Source organism: Pantoea sp. CTOTU49201, assembly GCF_032054795.1.
In the GTDB taxonomy this organism is placed as follows: Bacteria; Pseudomonadota; Gammaproteobacteria; order Enterobacterales; family Enterobacteriaceae; genus Pantoea; species Pantoea symbiotica.
In genome coordinates this window covers 1-14,988 of record NZ_DAMBSA010000068.1, presented here as the reverse complement: position 1 = coordinate 14,988, position 14,988 = coordinate 1, and the positions used below count along the sequence as shown (strand labels likewise).

Genomic DNA, 14,988 nt, shown 5'->3' with positions numbered 1-14,988 from the left:
GCGCCACGCCTGCACGCGTCGGGACAAAATAGGCTGAGATGATATCGAACTGCTGCTGCGGCGTGCCGATCACTTCCAGCATACGCTGCGGCAGTAAACTGCGGCGTTTTGCTTTGCCGAGCCCTTTACGTGGATCGTCGCTCAGCAGGCGCGATTCCGCCCACGTCATCTCCAGCTCGCCCTGCTCCATCTGGCTGATAAACGACGAGTGCTCCAGCCGCGCCAGATAGCGCTCCACCGCTTCGCTCTGCTGCCACTCTGGCGGCAAGCGCACCGCCTGATGCGCATCGCCGCTCACATCAACCACCTTGCGCAGCGGCGAAACGGCTTTACTGCGCCAGTAGCGTTCGAAATCTTGCGTCACTTCATCGACCACCGGACCAATCGCCAGCACATCGAGATCGGTAAACAGCGGCTCATCGCCGGTACCAAAATATTCGTCGCCGATATTGCGCCCGCCCACCAGCGTCGCCGCGCCATCCACCGTCAAACTTTTATTGTGCATACGTCGATTGAGGCGTGAAAAATCGGTGAGATAACCGAGTGCGCGCAGCGTGCGGAACGAGAACGGATTGAACAAACGCACGGCGATATTGGCGTGGCGATCGAGTTCCGCCAGCGTTTCATCCAAACCCGGCGTGTTGTTGTCATCCAGCAGCAGTCGCACTTTCACCCCGCGCTCGGCGGCGTCCAACAGCGCGCTAAATAGCAAGCGACCGGACATGTCGTTGTGCCAAATGTAGTACTGCACATCAATGCTGTGCTGCGCCATGCTCATCATCTGATAGCGCGCAGCAAAAGCATCCAATCCATCGTTAAGCGGATGAATGCCGCTCATGCCCGGATGCCGCGCACAACGCGCCTCAACACTCGGTTTCAGCCCGTTGCCCGACTGTTCCTCAGGCGGCAAAGAAGTTGCTGCTTCACTCATAGTGAATCCCTGAAAGCTGTGGACCTATTATTGTTGGTATCAATGCGCTAACAAGCAATCGGAGGCTTCCTTTTCTGCCCGATGGCGCACCGTCAATTTAGTCTAGACTTAGCCAGGCGTTCTGCATTCTGCATCCGGCGTTCACCGTGAGGAGAGGATTATGACCCAGCAATCCCTGCGCCATCACCCTCAGCTGTTCCGCAGTTTCTTTCAGGGCAGTTTTCCCTGTTCAACCGCCCGTCGCGCAGGCGGACGTCGGCTCGATATGGTGATCAGCAGCGGCCACGACATGCTGCTGGAAAAAGATTATGCCGCGTTAGCGCAAGAAGGTTTGCACACCGCGCGCGATGGCGCGCGCTGGCATCTGATTGAAGCGGTGCCCAACGCATATGACTGGCGCACCTTTCTGCCGATGGTGCATGCCGCAGCGCGTCACGACATGCAGATTATCTGGGAGCTGGCGCACTTTGGCTATCCCGATCACTTGGATATCTGGAAAGCCAGCTTTGTCGATCACTTTGAACGCTTCGCCCGCGCGATGGCGCAACTGATGCGCGATGAAGGCATCGAACAGCCCTTTATCACGCCGATTAACCAAATCTCATTCTGGTCATGGGCGGGCGCGGACGTTTCCTGGCTCGATCCCTACGCCAGCGATCGCGGTCGCGAGCTGAAGCGTCAATTGGTGCGCGCCTCGCTGGCGGCGATGCACGCCATTCGTGAGGTATATCCCGATGCCCGCTTTGTGCTGACCGATCCGCTGGTACAAGTGGCGACAGATCCCGATAATCCCGACAGCAAACCTTACGCCGACGCGCAGCATCAGGCGCAGTTTGAAGCCTGGGATTGGATTGGCGGACGCGATGCGCCGGAACTGGGTGGCCGCGCGGATTTCCTCGATATTCTGGGTCTCAATTACTATCCCGACAATCACTGGTTTTTCTCAGGCGAAACCATTCCGCTTGACCATCCGACGCGGCAACCGCTGCACCGTTTATTAATGCAGTGCTGGCAACGCTATCAGCGCCCGATGATTTTGGCTGAAACCGGCGCTGAAGGTGAGGCGCGTGCGCCCTGGCTGCGGCAGATCAGTGAAGAAGCGCGTCTGGCGCTGGATCACGGTGTGGCGCTGGAAGGCATTTCGCTCTATCCGGTGGTGGAGTATCCGGCGTGGGCCGACGATCGGCGTTCACCGGGCGCGCTGTTTGGCCTCGGCGATCCCAATGGCAATCGCACCTTGCATGAGGCGCTGGCGCTGGAGTTGCGCAGTCAACAAATTAAGTGGCAGAACTGGCAGACAAAAAGCTAAGACTGTTGCGTGGTGGTTGGTTTTTGCGGGCAGGTTTGCACATCGAGTAAAGGATCTGCGGGATGACGTACGTCGGTGAGCCAGGTCATAGTGAAGAGAAACACCACGCCAATTAAACAGGCGGAGAGCAGGCCAATTATGGCGATCAGTTTGTCATCTCTGGATTCCATCGACATCTCCTTGCAGGCTTCCTTTTCCCGGTGCTGACCTTAACTCATCCACAGCGTAATCATCAGGACGAAGATTATAAGCGTAACCGAAGTGACTGCAAGTACCACAATAGCGAAGAGCGCGTCGTCGAGCGGCTGCCGATAAGGTTCGTCGTGGTCGTCTGGTGGTGCAGGTGAACTCATGATGACTCAAAAATAAAGGCGAGTTTTCGTGCAGGATTGCCGCTCAGAGTGTAATGCAATGTGCTTAAAGTTACAGGATTATTTCTGACGGAGAAAATAACGGGGCGCAAGCGCCCCGTGAAGAACAGATTAGAAATCGTAGCTCAGTGAAACCTTCACCGTACGCGGTTCACCCTGAGACAAATAGGTGCCGCTGTCATCGACGTTAGCCCAATATTTCTCATTGGTGACGTTATCCACGCCCACGCGCCACACCATATCGTTCTGGTTAACCTTCATGCGGTAACGCAGACCCAAATCCAGCGTGGTGTAATCATCCAGCTTCATGTTGTTTGCCAGGTCGGCGTATTGCGAGCCGGTGTAGTTCAGCAATGCCGTGGCAGTCAAACCATCAACTGGCTTGATGTCATACTCCGCACCCAGCGCCGCAGTGAAGCGCGGAACGCCGATGGCGTTTTTGCCATTCTGATCGCTGTCACCGGTTTTGGTCATATCCGGATCGATCCAGGTGGCGCTGCTGTTGAGACGCAGACCCAGCACCGGCTCACCGAATACGTTCAGCTCTACGCCACGGTTACGCTGCTCGCCATTCAGTTGGTAAACCGAATTGTTCAGCACGCCAACCGGCTGTTTGATTTCAAACAGCGCCAGCGATCCGCCAACGCGACCAAAGTCCGCTTTCACCCCCACTTCGTTCTGCTTGGCATGCACGATGCCGGTCACGCTACCGTAGTTGGTGGCGGTAAACGGCGCGGCGGTGCCCGGCGTCAGCGATTCGGTATGGTTGGCATACAGCGAGATATTCTGCGTGGCTTTATACAGCAAACCGTAAGCTGGCAACCAGCGACTGCTGTCAAAACGTGTCGCCGTATCTTCTGCGCCGTCATAACCGTAGTTACGCACCACCACTTTCTGATGACGTGCGCCGACAGTTGCCAGCAAGGTGTCATCAAAGAAGCCCAGCGTATCGCTCAGCAGGTAGCCCTGCGAACGTGAACGATACGTGGTCAGTGGATCGCTGAACTTAGCCCCACCGGAGTAAACGCTATCCGGTTCGGCCACATCTTGCGGATTATAAATGTTCACATTGGCATCGTTGCCCGACGACATGCGATAGCTGTTTTTCGCATTCGCGGTCATCGCCGAATAGCCGAAGTTCACTTTATGCGTCACCGGACCGGTGGTGAAATCACCACGCAGGCCAACCATGCCGCTCATGTTGTCCTGCACGCGATTGGTACGGAAGCGACCAATGGTGGCGTTGCCCGCGCTATCGAGGATCTTCGGAATGCCGTAGTTGCCCACTTCATGGGTGTGCTGCGCGCCGAGGCCCGCATAGGCGGTCCACTGATCGGTCAGATCATATTCGGCTTTCGCCAGACCAAACTCCGACTCGATATCACTGAACACCCAATTCTGGCTGTAGTTTTTCGAGTTGGATGGCACATCAGGAATGAAATCGATGCCGCTGATGTTGATGCCGTTACGCGCATCGTGGAAGGTCTTTTTCTGGTAGCCGACGTCGAGCGACGTACGCAGACGGTCGCCACGATAATCCAGCCCGAGTGACGCAGCGGTGGTGCGTTTCTTCTCGCCATCCACCTCCGTGCCGCCTTCGCGGTTAACCGCATTCAGACGCACGCCAAACTGGTTATTGTCGCCAAAACGACGGCCAATATCGGCGGTGCCGCCCACTTGTGAACCGGAAGTGTAATCCACGCCAATGCGCGTCAGTGGCGTGTCATCGGCATGTTTCGGCTCGAGGTTAATCATGCCGCCGACGCCGCTTTCCGCCGAACCGTTCAGCAAGGCGTTAGCGCCTTTGAAGATTTCCACGCGATCAATCAGCGAGGCATCCATCACCTGACGCGGCACGATACCGGCCAGGCCGCCGTAGGTCATGGCATCGCCGTCCAGCTTAAAACCACGAATGCGATAGCTTTCGGCAAAGTTGCCGTAGCCTTTCAGATTCTGCACGCCAGCATCGTTACGCACCACATCACCGATGGTTTGCGCCTGCTGGTCCTGAATCATTTTCGAGGTAAAACCGATGACGTTGAACGGCACGTCCATGGCGTTTTGCTCACCCAGCATGCCAAGGCGGCCACCGTATGCAACCTGCCCATCAAGGAACGCCGGTACCAGATCGTCGCCGCCTGGTTTGAAATCGGTTTGTGGTGTCGCGGTCACGGTCAGCGTCTGCTGCTCGTTTTTCGCGTTGGTTTGAGTTGTGGTGTTGGTGGTAGCAGCCATCACTGGCAAACAACCGGCGCTGACCATTACGGCCAACAGCGTCGGTTTCAGTCCGGGATTGAAAGGCATAGCGCGCATGGGATCCCCTAATGCAAACGAAGTGATAATCATTATTATTGCGGTTTGCGATTATGCGCAGTCGTTGCCCGAAAGCAAGAAAAATCCTACTTCTGGGTTCATATCATGGGGGAGTGGTGAATCAGGTCGCCATGAATGGCGACCCTACGACGGGTTCTGTGGGATCGCCATTGGATGGCATGCACGGTTTTGTAGGGTCGCCATTCATGGCGACCTACTATCAGCCATCGCGCCAGCGTTTAAACACCAACGAGGTATTAATACCGCCAAACGCGAAATTATTGGATTGGATATAATCCGTCTCAATCTGGCGCGCTTCGCCGATGATGTAATCAAGTTCACCGCATTCCGCTGCCGGTTGCGATAAATTCAACGTCGGCGCAAACCAGCCTTCGCGCATCATTTCAATGCTCATCCAGGCTTCCAGCGCCCCGCAGGCGCCCAGCGTATGACCAAAGTAGCTTTTCAGCGAAGAGATTGGCGTGCTGTTGCCATAAATCGCCGCGGTGGCCTGACTCTCGGCGATATCGCCGCGATCGGTGGCGGTGCCGTGGGCGTTGATGTAGCCAATCTGCTGCGCCGTGACACCGGCGGTTTTCAGCGCACGCTCGATACAAATCTGCATGGTTTCACGCTGTGGCTGAGTGATATGCGCGGCATCGCAGTTGGTGTGGAAACCTACCAGCTCTGCATAAATGGTGGCTCCGCGCGCCTGCGCATGTTCCAGCGATTCGAGAATCAAAGTGCCCGCGCCTTCGCCAATCACTAAACCGTCGCGCTGCTGATCAAACGGTGCGGGCGAGGTGTGCGGCGCGTCGTTGCGCTGGCTGGTGGCGAATAGCGTATCGAACACCGCCGCCTCGGATGGACACAACTCTTCCGCGCCACCCGCCACCATCACGGTTTGATAACCGTGGCGAATCGCTTCCCACGCATACCCAATCGCCTGGCTGCCCGAGGTACAGGCGCTGGACGTTGGGATCACCCGGCCGCGCAGACCGAAGAACAGACCCGCATTGACGGCGGTGGTGTGCGGCATCATCTGCACGTAAGTGGTACCAGTGATGTTGTTGGTGTGCTTTTCCGTCAGCATGGTGGCGAACTCACTCACCGGGCCGGTGCTGCCGGTTGAGGAACCGTAAGCAATGCCGGTTTCACCGTTGGTCAGCACCGGATGGTCGATCAAACCGGCCTGCTCCAGCGCGAGTTCGGTGGCGCGCGTCGCCATCAGTGAAACGCGACCCATCGAGCGAATGCGTTTGCGCGTGTAATGCGCGGGCGGCGTAAAGTCGTCCACCGGCGCGCCGAGCAGCGTGTGCAAGCCGTCGTAAATCTGCCATTCCGGCATATGACGCACCGCATTTTTGCCCAGCCTGATCCGCTCAGCCACCGCGCTCCAGCTCTCACCAAAGGCGGTCACGCCACCCATGCCGGTAACCACTACACGCTGAATCACAGCATACCTCCATTGATTGAAATCACCTGACGCGTGACGTAGCCCGCGATGTCCGACATTAAGTAGCTGGCCAACCCGGCGACTTCCTCTGCCGCGCCCATGCGCTTCATCGGAATCAGCTTCATCGCTTCATCAATCACCAGCGGTTCAAGATCGGTCATGCCGGTATCAATCAAGCCCGGGGCGATACAGTTCACGGTAATTTTGCGTTTCGCCAGCTCAATCGCCAGCGCTTTGGTGGCACCGATGATGCCCGCTTTGGCCGCGCTGTAGTTGACCTGGCCGCGATTGCCCATAATCCCCGATACCGAAGAGAGCGTAATAATGCGTCCGCCCTTGCGCAGGCCAATCATCGGCATCACGCACGGATGAATCACGTTGTAGAAACTGTCGAGATTGGTGTGGATCACGCTGTCCCACTCATCATCGGTCAGCGCCGGAAATGCCGCATCCCGCGTGATGCCCGCATTGCTTACCACGCCATAATAGGCGCCGTGCGCGGCAATGTCCTGTTCGAGTGCGTTGCGTGTGGCTTCGCGCTGCGCCACGTCAAACTGCAAGGTGCGCCCACATCCGCCCGCCGCCACAATCTCTGAAAGCGTCTGCGCTGCACCGGCGCTGTCGCGGTGATAATGCACCACAATCTCAAAGCCATCCTGCGCCAGACGCTGTGCGATGGCGCGGCCAATTCCTTTACTTGCGCCGGTCACTAAAACGCTGCGTATCATGGCTGAATTCCTTGTTGCAATTGAATTAACTCGTGTTCATTGGGCTGATAGGTATTCAGCCGCCCGCTGGCGATGATCGCGTCGCCGCAGCGGATTTCCCCTTCAAAGCTGCCCAAGCGGTCGTCCCGCATCAGCAGGCGCATTTCGACGCGCAGCGTGCTGTTGGCAGCGAAAGCGGCGCTGCTGGCACGATAGCCGCGTCCGCCAAGCAGCATGCCGGGACGAATCTCATTGTCGCCGCGCTGACGTGCATGAAATCCCGACCAAACGCCAACCGTCTGCGCCATGATCTCCACGCCGTACCATGCCGGCAAATCGCCCTGCGGGGTGATAAACGGCGCCAGCACGCCCGTAGCGTTGATGCTGACTTCGCAGATCACGCTGTCGTCGGTGACCTGGATGACGCGATCGAGCAGCAGCATCGGCGCGCGATGCGGCAGATAAGCATCAACCGGCAGAAAATCACTCATAAGGCTTTCCTACAATCAGGCAGGTATTGTTCCCGCCAAAAGCAAACGAATTTGAAGCAATCACCGGACGCGCCAGCGGCTGTGGCGTGGTGATCAAACCGCACTCCGGCAGCGAGGTATCGCGTGCCGCCTGCGAGAAATCCTGCGGCGGCAGCGGCAGATTCTGCTGCAGAATCAGTGCAGCCAAGGCCGCTTCGGTCGCGCCCGCCGCGCCCAGCGTGTGGCCGGTAAGGTGTTTGGTTGAGCTGCACGGCACGCTATCGCCAAACAGACGATGAATCACCGCCGATTCCACCTGATCGTTCAACGGCGTGGCGGTGCCGTGCAGGTTGATATAACCGACATCCTGCGGCTGTAAACCCGCCTGTTGCAGCGCCATCAGCATAGCGCGCTCGGCACCGATGCCTTCCGGATGCGGCGCCGACATGTGCCATGCGTCCGACGATTCACCACAACCGAGCAGCGCCAGCGGCTGCTGTTCGCGCGTCAACAGCAGCAGCGCGGCAGCTTCGCCAATCGAAATGCCGTCGCGATCGGCGCTAAAGGGCGCGCAGTGACGCTCAGAGAGCGAATCCAGGCTGGCGAAACCGTTAATCGGCATGCGGCTCAGCGAATCAGCGCCGCCCACCAGCGCCACGTCCGCTAAACCAGCATCGATCAAACGTTGGCCGCTGATGATCGCGCGCGCGCTGGAGGAGCAGGCAGTAGAAATGGTGTAAGCCGGACCGTCCAGTTCTAAATAGTGCGCCAGGAAGCGCGACGGATCGCCGAGCTCCTGCATGCGGTAATCGTAGCCCGGCAATGCGTCATCCACCTGACGATCGCCTTCATCGACGCCGGAGGTGCTGGTGCCGAGCACAATCGCCACGCGATCGCGGCCATATTGCGCGATGGCCGCATCCAGTGCCGGGCGTATCTGCGCCAGCGCGGCCAGCAGCAGCTGATTGTTGCGGGTGTTATGCGCCGCCAGCGCGGCAGGAATTGGCGGCAACGCGCCCTGTACTTCGCCCAGCCAGCAGCGTTTGCCGTCTTGCAGCCAGCCGTCGCGCGGCTGCATGCCCAACGCTTCACCGGCTTGCAGTTGCGCGGCAATCTGCTCCAGGTTATTGCCCAGCGCATTCACCATGCCAAAGGCGGAGATGTAGATCATGATGAGGCATCCAGATGTTGGATTTGAATCTGATAGCCAAAGGCGCGTTGGTCGATGCTGATCGGCTCACGCAACTCGCCACGCTGCAGATAGAGAATCAGCGTCACCACCTTACCAGAAGGATCGCGCAGCTCGCGGCGATCGTCGATGTCGGTCAACGTCCAGCCACGCGGCAACTGCGGCTGCCATGCGCTGATCGGCCAGTGGCTGAGCATCACATCCGCCAGCACCTGACTGGCGGGCGGCATTTCCGGCAGCGCCATCATCTGCTGAGTGTGAATGCCGTTTTTATCATAGGTGACGCGGAACAGGCGAATGCCAAGCGATGACAAACCGGCGAGGCTCAGCTGTTGCGAGTCGGCGCTCAGCAGCACCAGCAGCGACTGGGTTTTGCCTTTGGCGTGGCCGGTCAGCAACTGCTGCTGCTGAAACGCCGGCGAAATGCCCGGCGCTGGCAGCGTGACGCGCACGCCCGGTTTCAGCCACGCGCTCGGTCGATTGAGGTCGCTCTGATGCTGCGCGCAGCCGCTTACCAGCAGGCTCAACAGCAGCAAAATGCCCATTTTCATCGTTGCTTCCTTTTCCCCGGAGCCAGCGCCAGCGGCGCCAGCAAGAATGCACAAAAAATCCCGCTGCACAGCACGGTACCAAAACCGCTGATAGCGGCGGTGCTGCTGAACACCAGCATGCCGAGCGTTAACAGCGTGGTCATCATCGCCAGCGTCACCGCCAGCATCGAGGTTAACGGCGTGCCGCGCGGATTGCTGAAGAACAGCGTGTAGTTGATGCCGATGCCTAGCACCAGAATCAGCGCCAGCAAGGCAAACAGATTGAGGCTCGCGCCGATCCAGCCCAGTGTCGCCAGTGCCGCCGCCAGCGACAGCCACGACGGCAGCGCGCTGCGCATGCCGGCTTTCACGCCCAGTCGCAGCATGTAGCTGGCGGTAATCAGCAATAACGCCAGCGCCAGCAATCCGCTCAGCAGCGTGCGCCAGAAGCGGAACAGTTCATCATAGCTGGCCTTGCGATCGACCCAGCTGACGCCCGCCTGTTGGGATGCCAGCTGCTGCAGCGCGGCACTGTTTTTAACGCCACCGATCGGCACCAGCACGCTACTGCGTCCGTCCGGCAGCGACAGCCACAGCAGCCGCCAGCCTTCACTCAGCGGGCTCGCCAGCCAGTCGGCGGCGGTCACCGGCATGGCGCTGAGATTAGCATTCGCTACCGTGATGCCCGCCTGCTTCAATCGTTCCAGAATGGTGGGTGCGGCCTGCTGTAGCAGCGCTACATCCTGCTGCTGCTGCGCCAGCGAACTGAGCGGCAGCACGCGATAGCTGCTAAACCAGCCTTGCTGCTGCGCCTGCTGCAGCTGCGGTGCCAGCGCGCTCAGCCGCTGCAGCGCTTGCTGTTCATCCTCGCCCCACACCACAAACCAGGTTTGATCGGCCTGCTGACCGGTCAGCTGCGCCAGCTGACGATCCTGCGCTAACAGTTGCGCCGGTGCGCTTTGCAGATGGGCAATATCATCATCGACCTTGAGTTGCAGCATGCCGCTCAGCGCATAAATCGCCACCAGCGCCGGTAAACCGCGCTTCAGCCAGTTATTGCGCCGCCACGCGGCCACCCAGCGCGCCAGCCACACCATCGCCGGAATCGGTCGCACCGGTAAACCGCGCACCAGCCACGGATAAAAACAGATCACCGTCAGGCAGGAAGCGCTCAATCCGCTGGCAGCAAACACCGCCAGCTGGCGCAAGCCGGGGAACGGTGCCAGCAGCATCAGCAGCCAGGCAATCGCCGTGGTGCCAAGCGCCAGCAGCAGCGTGCCGCGCACCTTATGCAAGCTTTGCCACGGCGTGGCCTGCTCGCCGTGCACCATGCGTTCCGTCAGGTAGTAGAGCGTATAATCGGCCGAGATACCGACAATGCTGAGGCTCATCACTAAGGTGGTGAGATGCAGCTCACCAAAAAACAGCAGCGTCAGCACCGTGCCCGCCATCGCGCCAATCGCCACCGACAATGCGCACAGCGCCAGCGGCCGCAACGAACGGAAAACCAGCCACACCAGCAGCAGCAATCCCGCTAACGTCGCGCTGCCGAGGGTTTCGACATCATGCTGCGCGCGCTGGCTGGCATCGTCACTGAACAGCACCGTGCCACGCGTCAGTAATTGCGCATCCGGCCAGCGGGTTTTCAGCTGTTGCTCCAGCTCATTAAGTGCAGTCACCAGCTGATGGCTCTCTTTGATACTGAAAGCATTGCTCGCTAGTTCGCCGTGCAGGAAATACCAGCGGCGCTGCTGCGCATCGTTGACCGTCAGCCAGCCGTTATGCAGCAGCATTTTGTTGGCACTCTGCTGCATCGCCAGCTGTGCGCCGCGCACCAGCAGCAGCGGATCGTTGCCGATCTCTTTGCTGCCGACGCCCGCGAAGGCCGAGAACAGCTGCGCCAGTATCCAGTCGGCCTGCGCGCCGCCGCCGTTCTGCAAACGTGCGCGCGTAGCCGGATCGATCAAACCGTTGCGATGCTGAAACGCATAGGCGCCCCAACGCTGCATTTGATTGTCATCTAGTGCGCCGCTGACCTGTTTCAGCATCGGCAAAGCTTGCAGCTGTGCTTGCCACCAGGCCGCGACCGCATCGCCGTCTTGATCGTTGGCGCTCACCAGCCACACCAGTTGACGATCGAGGCGCTGCATAAAGCCGTGCTGGATCTCAGCCGGTGCCTGGCCGAGGTTCTGCTGCGGCAATAACGCCAGCACGCTGCTGTTCAGCTGGCTGCGCGGCAGCAAAACCGCCAGCGCCAGCGCTAACGTCAGGCATACTGCCAGCCAAAGCAGCGCAACGGTTTTCTCACTGCGCTGGGGCAAAACGGGCTCGCTCTTCATCGGTCAACTGTTTAGGTTCGGTGCGGGTATCGCTGAGGGTGATCTCGGTTTTATCGCCCTGCTTGTCATCCAGCGTGATACGGTTGAGGAACGCTTCGCCCTGCAGCTCGATACGGTTAAAAATCTTATTCAACGGCGCGGCTTTCGGCGTCAGGCCAAGCTGCCAGCGGTTGTTGCCCTGATCGTGGAAATCGAGCGCAAAGTTCTCGCGCAGCACCTTTTCATCCGCCTGGAACAGCGCGCGCAACAGATGGTTGAACTGGAACATCTGCGGATTGCTGTCGGCGGTGATCACCTGTGGCGGCTGGCCGCTCATGCTCTGCACCATGCGCTTGTCATCGAGGATCAGCATCAGCGGGAACGGCGTGGCTTGCTGCCACCACAAACCCTGCTGCTGGGCGATCAATAGCTGACCGCGTGACACCAGCGGCTGCGCCATCCCGGCAATGGTGCGCACCTGAACAAAATTGGCGCGGATCACCGGTTGGCTGGCGAAGCGCTGTTGTAGCTGCTCGAGCGTAACCGCGCTGGCGTTGGCACAGATCACCAGCAGAAGCAAACAAAGGGTTCTGATCACGGTTTCACTCCCAGGCGTTCAAACAGAATATCGGGCGAGACAAAACACATCTCCTGCGTGGCCGCATTTACCGCCACTTGCAGCGTGTGTGCTTTGGTGGTCACCTGCCCCGCCGCGTTGCGGATCACGTAATCGATGCGCAATCGGTTTTCGTACTCGCTGATGCTGGCGGCGACGCGCACCACCTCTTCGCAGCGCAGCGGTTGGCGGTATTTCACGTGGGTATCCACCACCGGCCAGACGTAGCCGCTGGCGGCCATTTCGCCGTAGCTGTAATTGACGCTGCGCAGCAAGGCTTCGCGCGCCACTTCAAAAAAGCGGAAATAGTTGCCGTGCCACACCACGCCCATCGGATCGCAGTCGTGAAACGACACGGTAATTTCCACTTCAGCGCGGTAGTTGCTTTCACTCATCGCGGCTTTTCTCCTCGGGCAACGTCCAGAAATCGTAAAAGTTAAACCAGTCCAGCGGCGCCATCAGCGCGTGCTGTTGTAACCGTTCGGCGTAGCGATCGACCGTGGCTTGTAACGCCTGCTGGCGCTGCGCGCGCGGCAGCGAGAGCGGATCGGCAAAGGCTTCGCAATGCACCCGCAACCGGCCCTGTTCGCGCAGGGCAAACATCAGCAGCACCGGACAGCGCAACGCTGCCGCCAGCACAAACGGTCCCTGCGGAAACGGTGCGCGCTGGCCCATAAATTCGCTCCACACCACGCGACGCTCGCCGCCACGCTGGCGATGCACGGCGGTGCGATCGCCAACAATCGCCACCCATTCACCCGCATCCAGTTTTTGCTGCAGCAGAATGGCGGTGTCCGGGCCGATATCGGTGACCGGCATCAGATTCACGCCCGCCTGTGGCGCAATGCTCTCCAGCACCTCGCGGAAGCGCTGCGCATTATCGGTAAACACCAGCGCGTTAATCACCAATCCGCTGACCTGTTTGGCCATCGCGCGGCAGGCTTCGATATCACCGAGATGCGAGGCGAGAATCAAATGACCTTTGCCCTCGGCGGCGCGAATAGTGGCTTCTGCACCGGGCGCGAAATCAATGTCGCGTCCCCATTGCAGATCGCCGCGCCAGCTGGCGACTTTATCCAGCATGCTGTAGCCAAAACGCAGAAAGTGGCGATAGCTGTTGAGCGGCGCAGGCAACGCGATGTTCTGCTGCTGCGCCACCGCTTGCACCCGCGTCAGCCACTGCTGCGAGGCGGCGCGCGCGGTGCGTCCGGTTAGCCAGTAAACTGCTACCACCGGCCACAGCAGCAAGATAAAGGGTAAGCGCCCAGCACGACGATAGAGCCACAGCATAAAGCGCAAACCGCTCTGCCCGCGCCTTTCCGGCGTCGCCGACCAGTGCTGCGCATCGCCACGCTGGCGCAGCAACAGCGGGATGCGCGGCAACATGCCGAAGAACAGCCGCGTGTGCATCCATGAGATGCGCAGGTTGTCACGCAGCGCATCAAAGTGCGATACGCCGCTGGCCGGATAGGTCACGCGCGTGGTGATAAAACGGCTCGGCGTGCCCTGCCAATAGAGACGCACCATGATTTCGGTGTCGAAATCCATGCGCTGACCAATCGGGCGGCAATCGCACAACGCCAGCGACGGTGCGAGCGGATAGACGCGGAAGCCGCACATGCTGTCTTTCAGCGAAAACGACAGCGTTTCCACCCACACCCAGAAATGGGTGATGTAGCGGCCATACAGGCGCGATTTGGGAATCGAAGCGTCGTAAAGCGGCTGACCGGAGATCAGGCAGTGCGGATAACGCTGTGCTTCGGCTAGCATACGCGGCGTGTCTTCCACCTGATGTTGTCCATCGGCATCGAGCTGCAGCGCATGGCTGAAACCCGCCGCCGCCGCCGCGCGCATACCGGCAATCACCGCCGCGCCTTTGCCCTGATTATGCGGCAGCGTCAGCACCTGCAACTGTGGCGCATCCAGCGCCGCAATCTGCTGTTTGGTGATGGCATCGCTGCCGTCATCCACCAGAATCACCGGCAAGTTGAACGGTGCCAGCCGCGCCAGCACCGACGCCAGCATTGCGCCGTGGTTATAGCAGGGAATTAATACGCAAGGCGTGAAGTCAGGGCTTAACACAGGCGAATCTTCCCGCTGCTGGCGATCGTCGCTACGTCGCCATTGATCAGGCTGTAGCTGAAGCTGAGCAGCGATTTTTCTGCCTGCCACTGCAGCTGTAATTGCAGTTCGGCATCTGGCGGCACCGGCTGCTGAAACTTGATATTGTCGATGGCGGCAAAGGATTTCCCGACAGCTAAACGCGTCAGGCCGAAATGCAGCGCCCAGTCGAGCTGCGCCACTCCCGGTAGAATCGGCAGCGTCGGGAAATGGCCACGGAACCAAAACAGATCGGCGGCAACGTGCAGGCGCAATGTCAGTGCATCGCCCTGCTGTTCGGCATGCAGTTCAACCGGCAACATCAAACAACTCCTCAATTTGTGGCCAGGCGCGTTTACTTTGTGCGGTGACAGGAATGGTTGTCACCACGCGCCAGTAGCGCGGCATCGCCACCGGCTCCAGCCAGGGTTGCAGCGCGCGTTTCCACTCAATTTTTAGCTGATGCAGCGTCGCCGCATCCAGCATTTCGGGCAGCGCCAGCACCACGCCAATCGCGTGACGACCGTGACGCTGAATCGCCAGCGCGGCGGCATCGTCCACGCCGGGCAACGCCAGCAGGCGGCGTTCAATTTCACTCAAAGAGACGCGCTTATCTTCAATCTTCACCACGCGATCCTGACGCCCCGCCAGCTGAAACTGGCCGGACGGCTGCTGCAC

General features: G+C 59.4%; 14 protein-coding genes and 1 pseudogene. 1 reads left to right on the top strand and 14 read right to left on the bottom strand.

Translation table 11 applies throughout. The annotated features are described in order from the left end of the window. Positions 1-931, bottom strand: a 931-nt coding sequence (locus RTY00_RS07285) for a phospholipase D-like domain-containing protein (protein ID WP_312663961.1), incomplete at its 3' end; no start/stop codon positions are given. 160 nt (positions 932-1,091) lie between these two features. Between RTY00_RS07285 and RTY00_RS07280 the strand changes: the two genes are divergently transcribed. Then, on the top strand, positions 1,092-2,240 hold the full coding sequence (locus RTY00_RS07280) for a beta-glucosidase (RefSeq protein ID WP_312663960.1): 1,149 nt from the start codon (positions 1,092-1,094) through the stop codon (positions 2,238-2,240). On the opposite strand, the gene RTY00_RS07275 is transcribed toward RTY00_RS07280, so the two are convergent. The 13 genes and pseudogenes from RTY00_RS07275 to RTY00_RS07215 all read right to left on the bottom strand — a co-directional run. Beyond that, entirely contained in the window at positions 2,237-2,410 is a 174-nt protein-coding gene (locus RTY00_RS07275; protein WP_312663959.1) for a hypothetical protein, read from the bottom strand. The genes RTY00_RS07280 and RTY00_RS07275 overlap by 4 nt on opposite strands. A 312-nt stretch (positions 2,411-2,722) precedes the next feature. Then, entirely contained in the window at positions 2,723-4,924 is a 2,202-nt protein-coding gene (locus RTY00_RS07270) for a TonB-dependent siderophore receptor (protein ID WP_312663958.1), read from the bottom strand. A gap of 220 nt (positions 4,925-5,144) precedes the next feature. Next, a complete protein-coding gene (locus RTY00_RS07265) occupies positions 5,145-6,380 on the bottom strand; it encodes a beta-ketoacyl-ACP synthase (RefSeq protein WP_312663957.1) in 1,236 nt (411 codons plus the stop codon). Beyond that, complete coding sequence (locus tag RTY00_RS07260) at positions 6,377-7,108, bottom strand: 3-ketoacyl-ACP reductase FabG2 (RefSeq protein ID WP_312663956.1); 732 nt, start codon at positions 7,106-7,108, stop codon at positions 6,377-6,379. The genes RTY00_RS07265 and RTY00_RS07260 overlap by 4 nt, the downstream gene beginning before the upstream one ends. Then, positions 7,105-7,578 carry a 3-hydroxy-fatty acyl-ACP dehydratase gene (locus tag RTY00_RS07255; RefSeq protein ID WP_312663955.1) on the bottom strand — a complete coding sequence of 158 codons (474 nt, stop codon included), beginning with the start codon at positions 7,576-7,578 and terminating at the stop codon, positions 7,105-7,107. Before RTY00_RS07255 ends, RTY00_RS07260 begins: the two co-directional genes overlap by 4 nt. After that, on the bottom strand, positions 7,571-8,728 hold the full coding sequence (locus RTY00_RS07250; protein ID WP_312663954.1) for a beta-ketoacyl-[acyl-carrier-protein] synthase family protein: 1,158 nt from the start codon (positions 8,726-8,728) through the stop codon (positions 7,571-7,573). The genes RTY00_RS07255 and RTY00_RS07250 overlap by 8 nt, the downstream gene beginning before the upstream one ends. Further along, on the bottom strand, positions 8,725-9,297 hold the full coding sequence (locus RTY00_RS07245) for a DUF3261 domain-containing protein (protein WP_312663953.1): 573 nt from the start codon (positions 9,295-9,297) through the stop codon (positions 8,725-8,727). Before RTY00_RS07245 ends, RTY00_RS07250 begins: the two co-directional genes overlap by 4 nt. After that, entirely contained in the window at positions 9,294-11,615 is a 2,322-nt protein-coding gene (locus tag RTY00_RS07240) for an MMPL family transporter (protein WP_312663952.1), read from the bottom strand. The genes RTY00_RS07245 and RTY00_RS07240 overlap by 4 nt, the downstream gene beginning before the upstream one ends. Then, positions 11,581-12,192, bottom strand: a complete 612-nt coding sequence (locus tag RTY00_RS07235; RefSeq protein ID WP_312663951.1) for an outer membrane lipoprotein carrier protein LolA — start codon at positions 12,190-12,192, stop codon at positions 11,581-11,583. The genes RTY00_RS07240 and RTY00_RS07235 overlap by 35 nt, the downstream gene beginning before the upstream one ends. Then, entirely contained in the window at positions 12,189-12,605 is a 417-nt protein-coding gene (locus RTY00_RS07230) for a thioesterase family protein (protein WP_258144907.1), read from the bottom strand. Before RTY00_RS07230 ends, RTY00_RS07235 begins: the two co-directional genes overlap by 4 nt. Further along, on the bottom strand, positions 12,598-14,292 hold the full coding sequence (locus tag RTY00_RS07225; protein ID WP_312663950.1) for a glycosyltransferase: 1,695 nt from the start codon (positions 14,290-14,292) through the stop codon (positions 12,598-12,600). The genes RTY00_RS07230 and RTY00_RS07225 overlap by 8 nt, the downstream gene beginning before the upstream one ends. Beyond that, positions 14,286-14,633, bottom strand: a complete 348-nt coding sequence (locus RTY00_RS07220; protein WP_312663949.1) for a hydroxymyristoyl-ACP dehydratase — start codon at positions 14,631-14,633, stop codon at positions 14,286-14,288. The genes RTY00_RS07225 and RTY00_RS07220 overlap by 7 nt, the downstream gene beginning before the upstream one ends. Next, positions 14,620-14,988: pseudogene (locus RTY00_RS07215) on the bottom strand (AMP-binding protein); the annotation flags it as partial. The pseudogene RTY00_RS07215 and the gene RTY00_RS07220, both read right to left, overlap by 14 nt.

What these genes read in the sequence shown, in the direction of transcription:
- RTY00_RS07280 (WP_312663960.1), top strand. Translation starts at nt 1,092, where the DNA reads ATGACCCAGCAATCCCTGCGCCATCACCCTCAGCTGTTCCGCAGTTTC.
- RTY00_RS07275 (WP_312663959.1), bottom strand. Translation starts at nt 2,410, where the DNA reads ATGGAATCCAGAGATGACAAACTGATCGCCATAATTGGCCTGCTCTCC.
- RTY00_RS07270 (WP_312663958.1), bottom strand. Translation starts at nt 4,924, where the DNA reads ATGCGCGCTATGCCTTTCAATCCCGGACTGAAACCGACGCTGTTGGCC.
- RTY00_RS07260 (WP_312663956.1), bottom strand. Translation starts at nt 7,108, where the DNA reads ATGATACGCAGCGTTTTAGTGACCGGCGCAAGTAAAGGAATTGGCCGC.
- RTY00_RS07255 (WP_312663955.1), bottom strand. Translation starts at nt 7,578, where the DNA reads ATGAGTGATTTTCTGCCGGTTGATGCTTATCTGCCGCATCGCGCGCCG.
- RTY00_RS07250 (WP_312663954.1), bottom strand. Translation starts at nt 8,728, where the DNA reads ATGATCTACATCTCCGCCTTTGGCATGGTGAATGCGCTGGGCAATAAC.
- RTY00_RS07245 (WP_312663953.1), bottom strand. Translation starts at nt 9,297, where the DNA reads ATGAAAATGGGCATTTTGCTGCTGTTGAGCCTGCTGGTAAGCGGCTGC.
- RTY00_RS07240 (WP_312663952.1), bottom strand. Translation starts at nt 11,615, where the DNA reads ATGAAGAGCGAGCCCGTTTTGCCCCAGCGCAGTGAGAAAACCGTTGCG.
- RTY00_RS07230 (WP_258144907.1), bottom strand. Translation starts at nt 12,605, where the DNA reads ATGAGTGAAAGCAACTACCGCGCTGAAGTGGAAATTACCGTGTCGTTT.
- RTY00_RS07220 (WP_312663949.1), bottom strand. Translation starts at nt 14,633, where the DNA reads ATGTTGCCGGTTGAACTGCATGCCGAACAGCAGGGCGATGCACTGACA.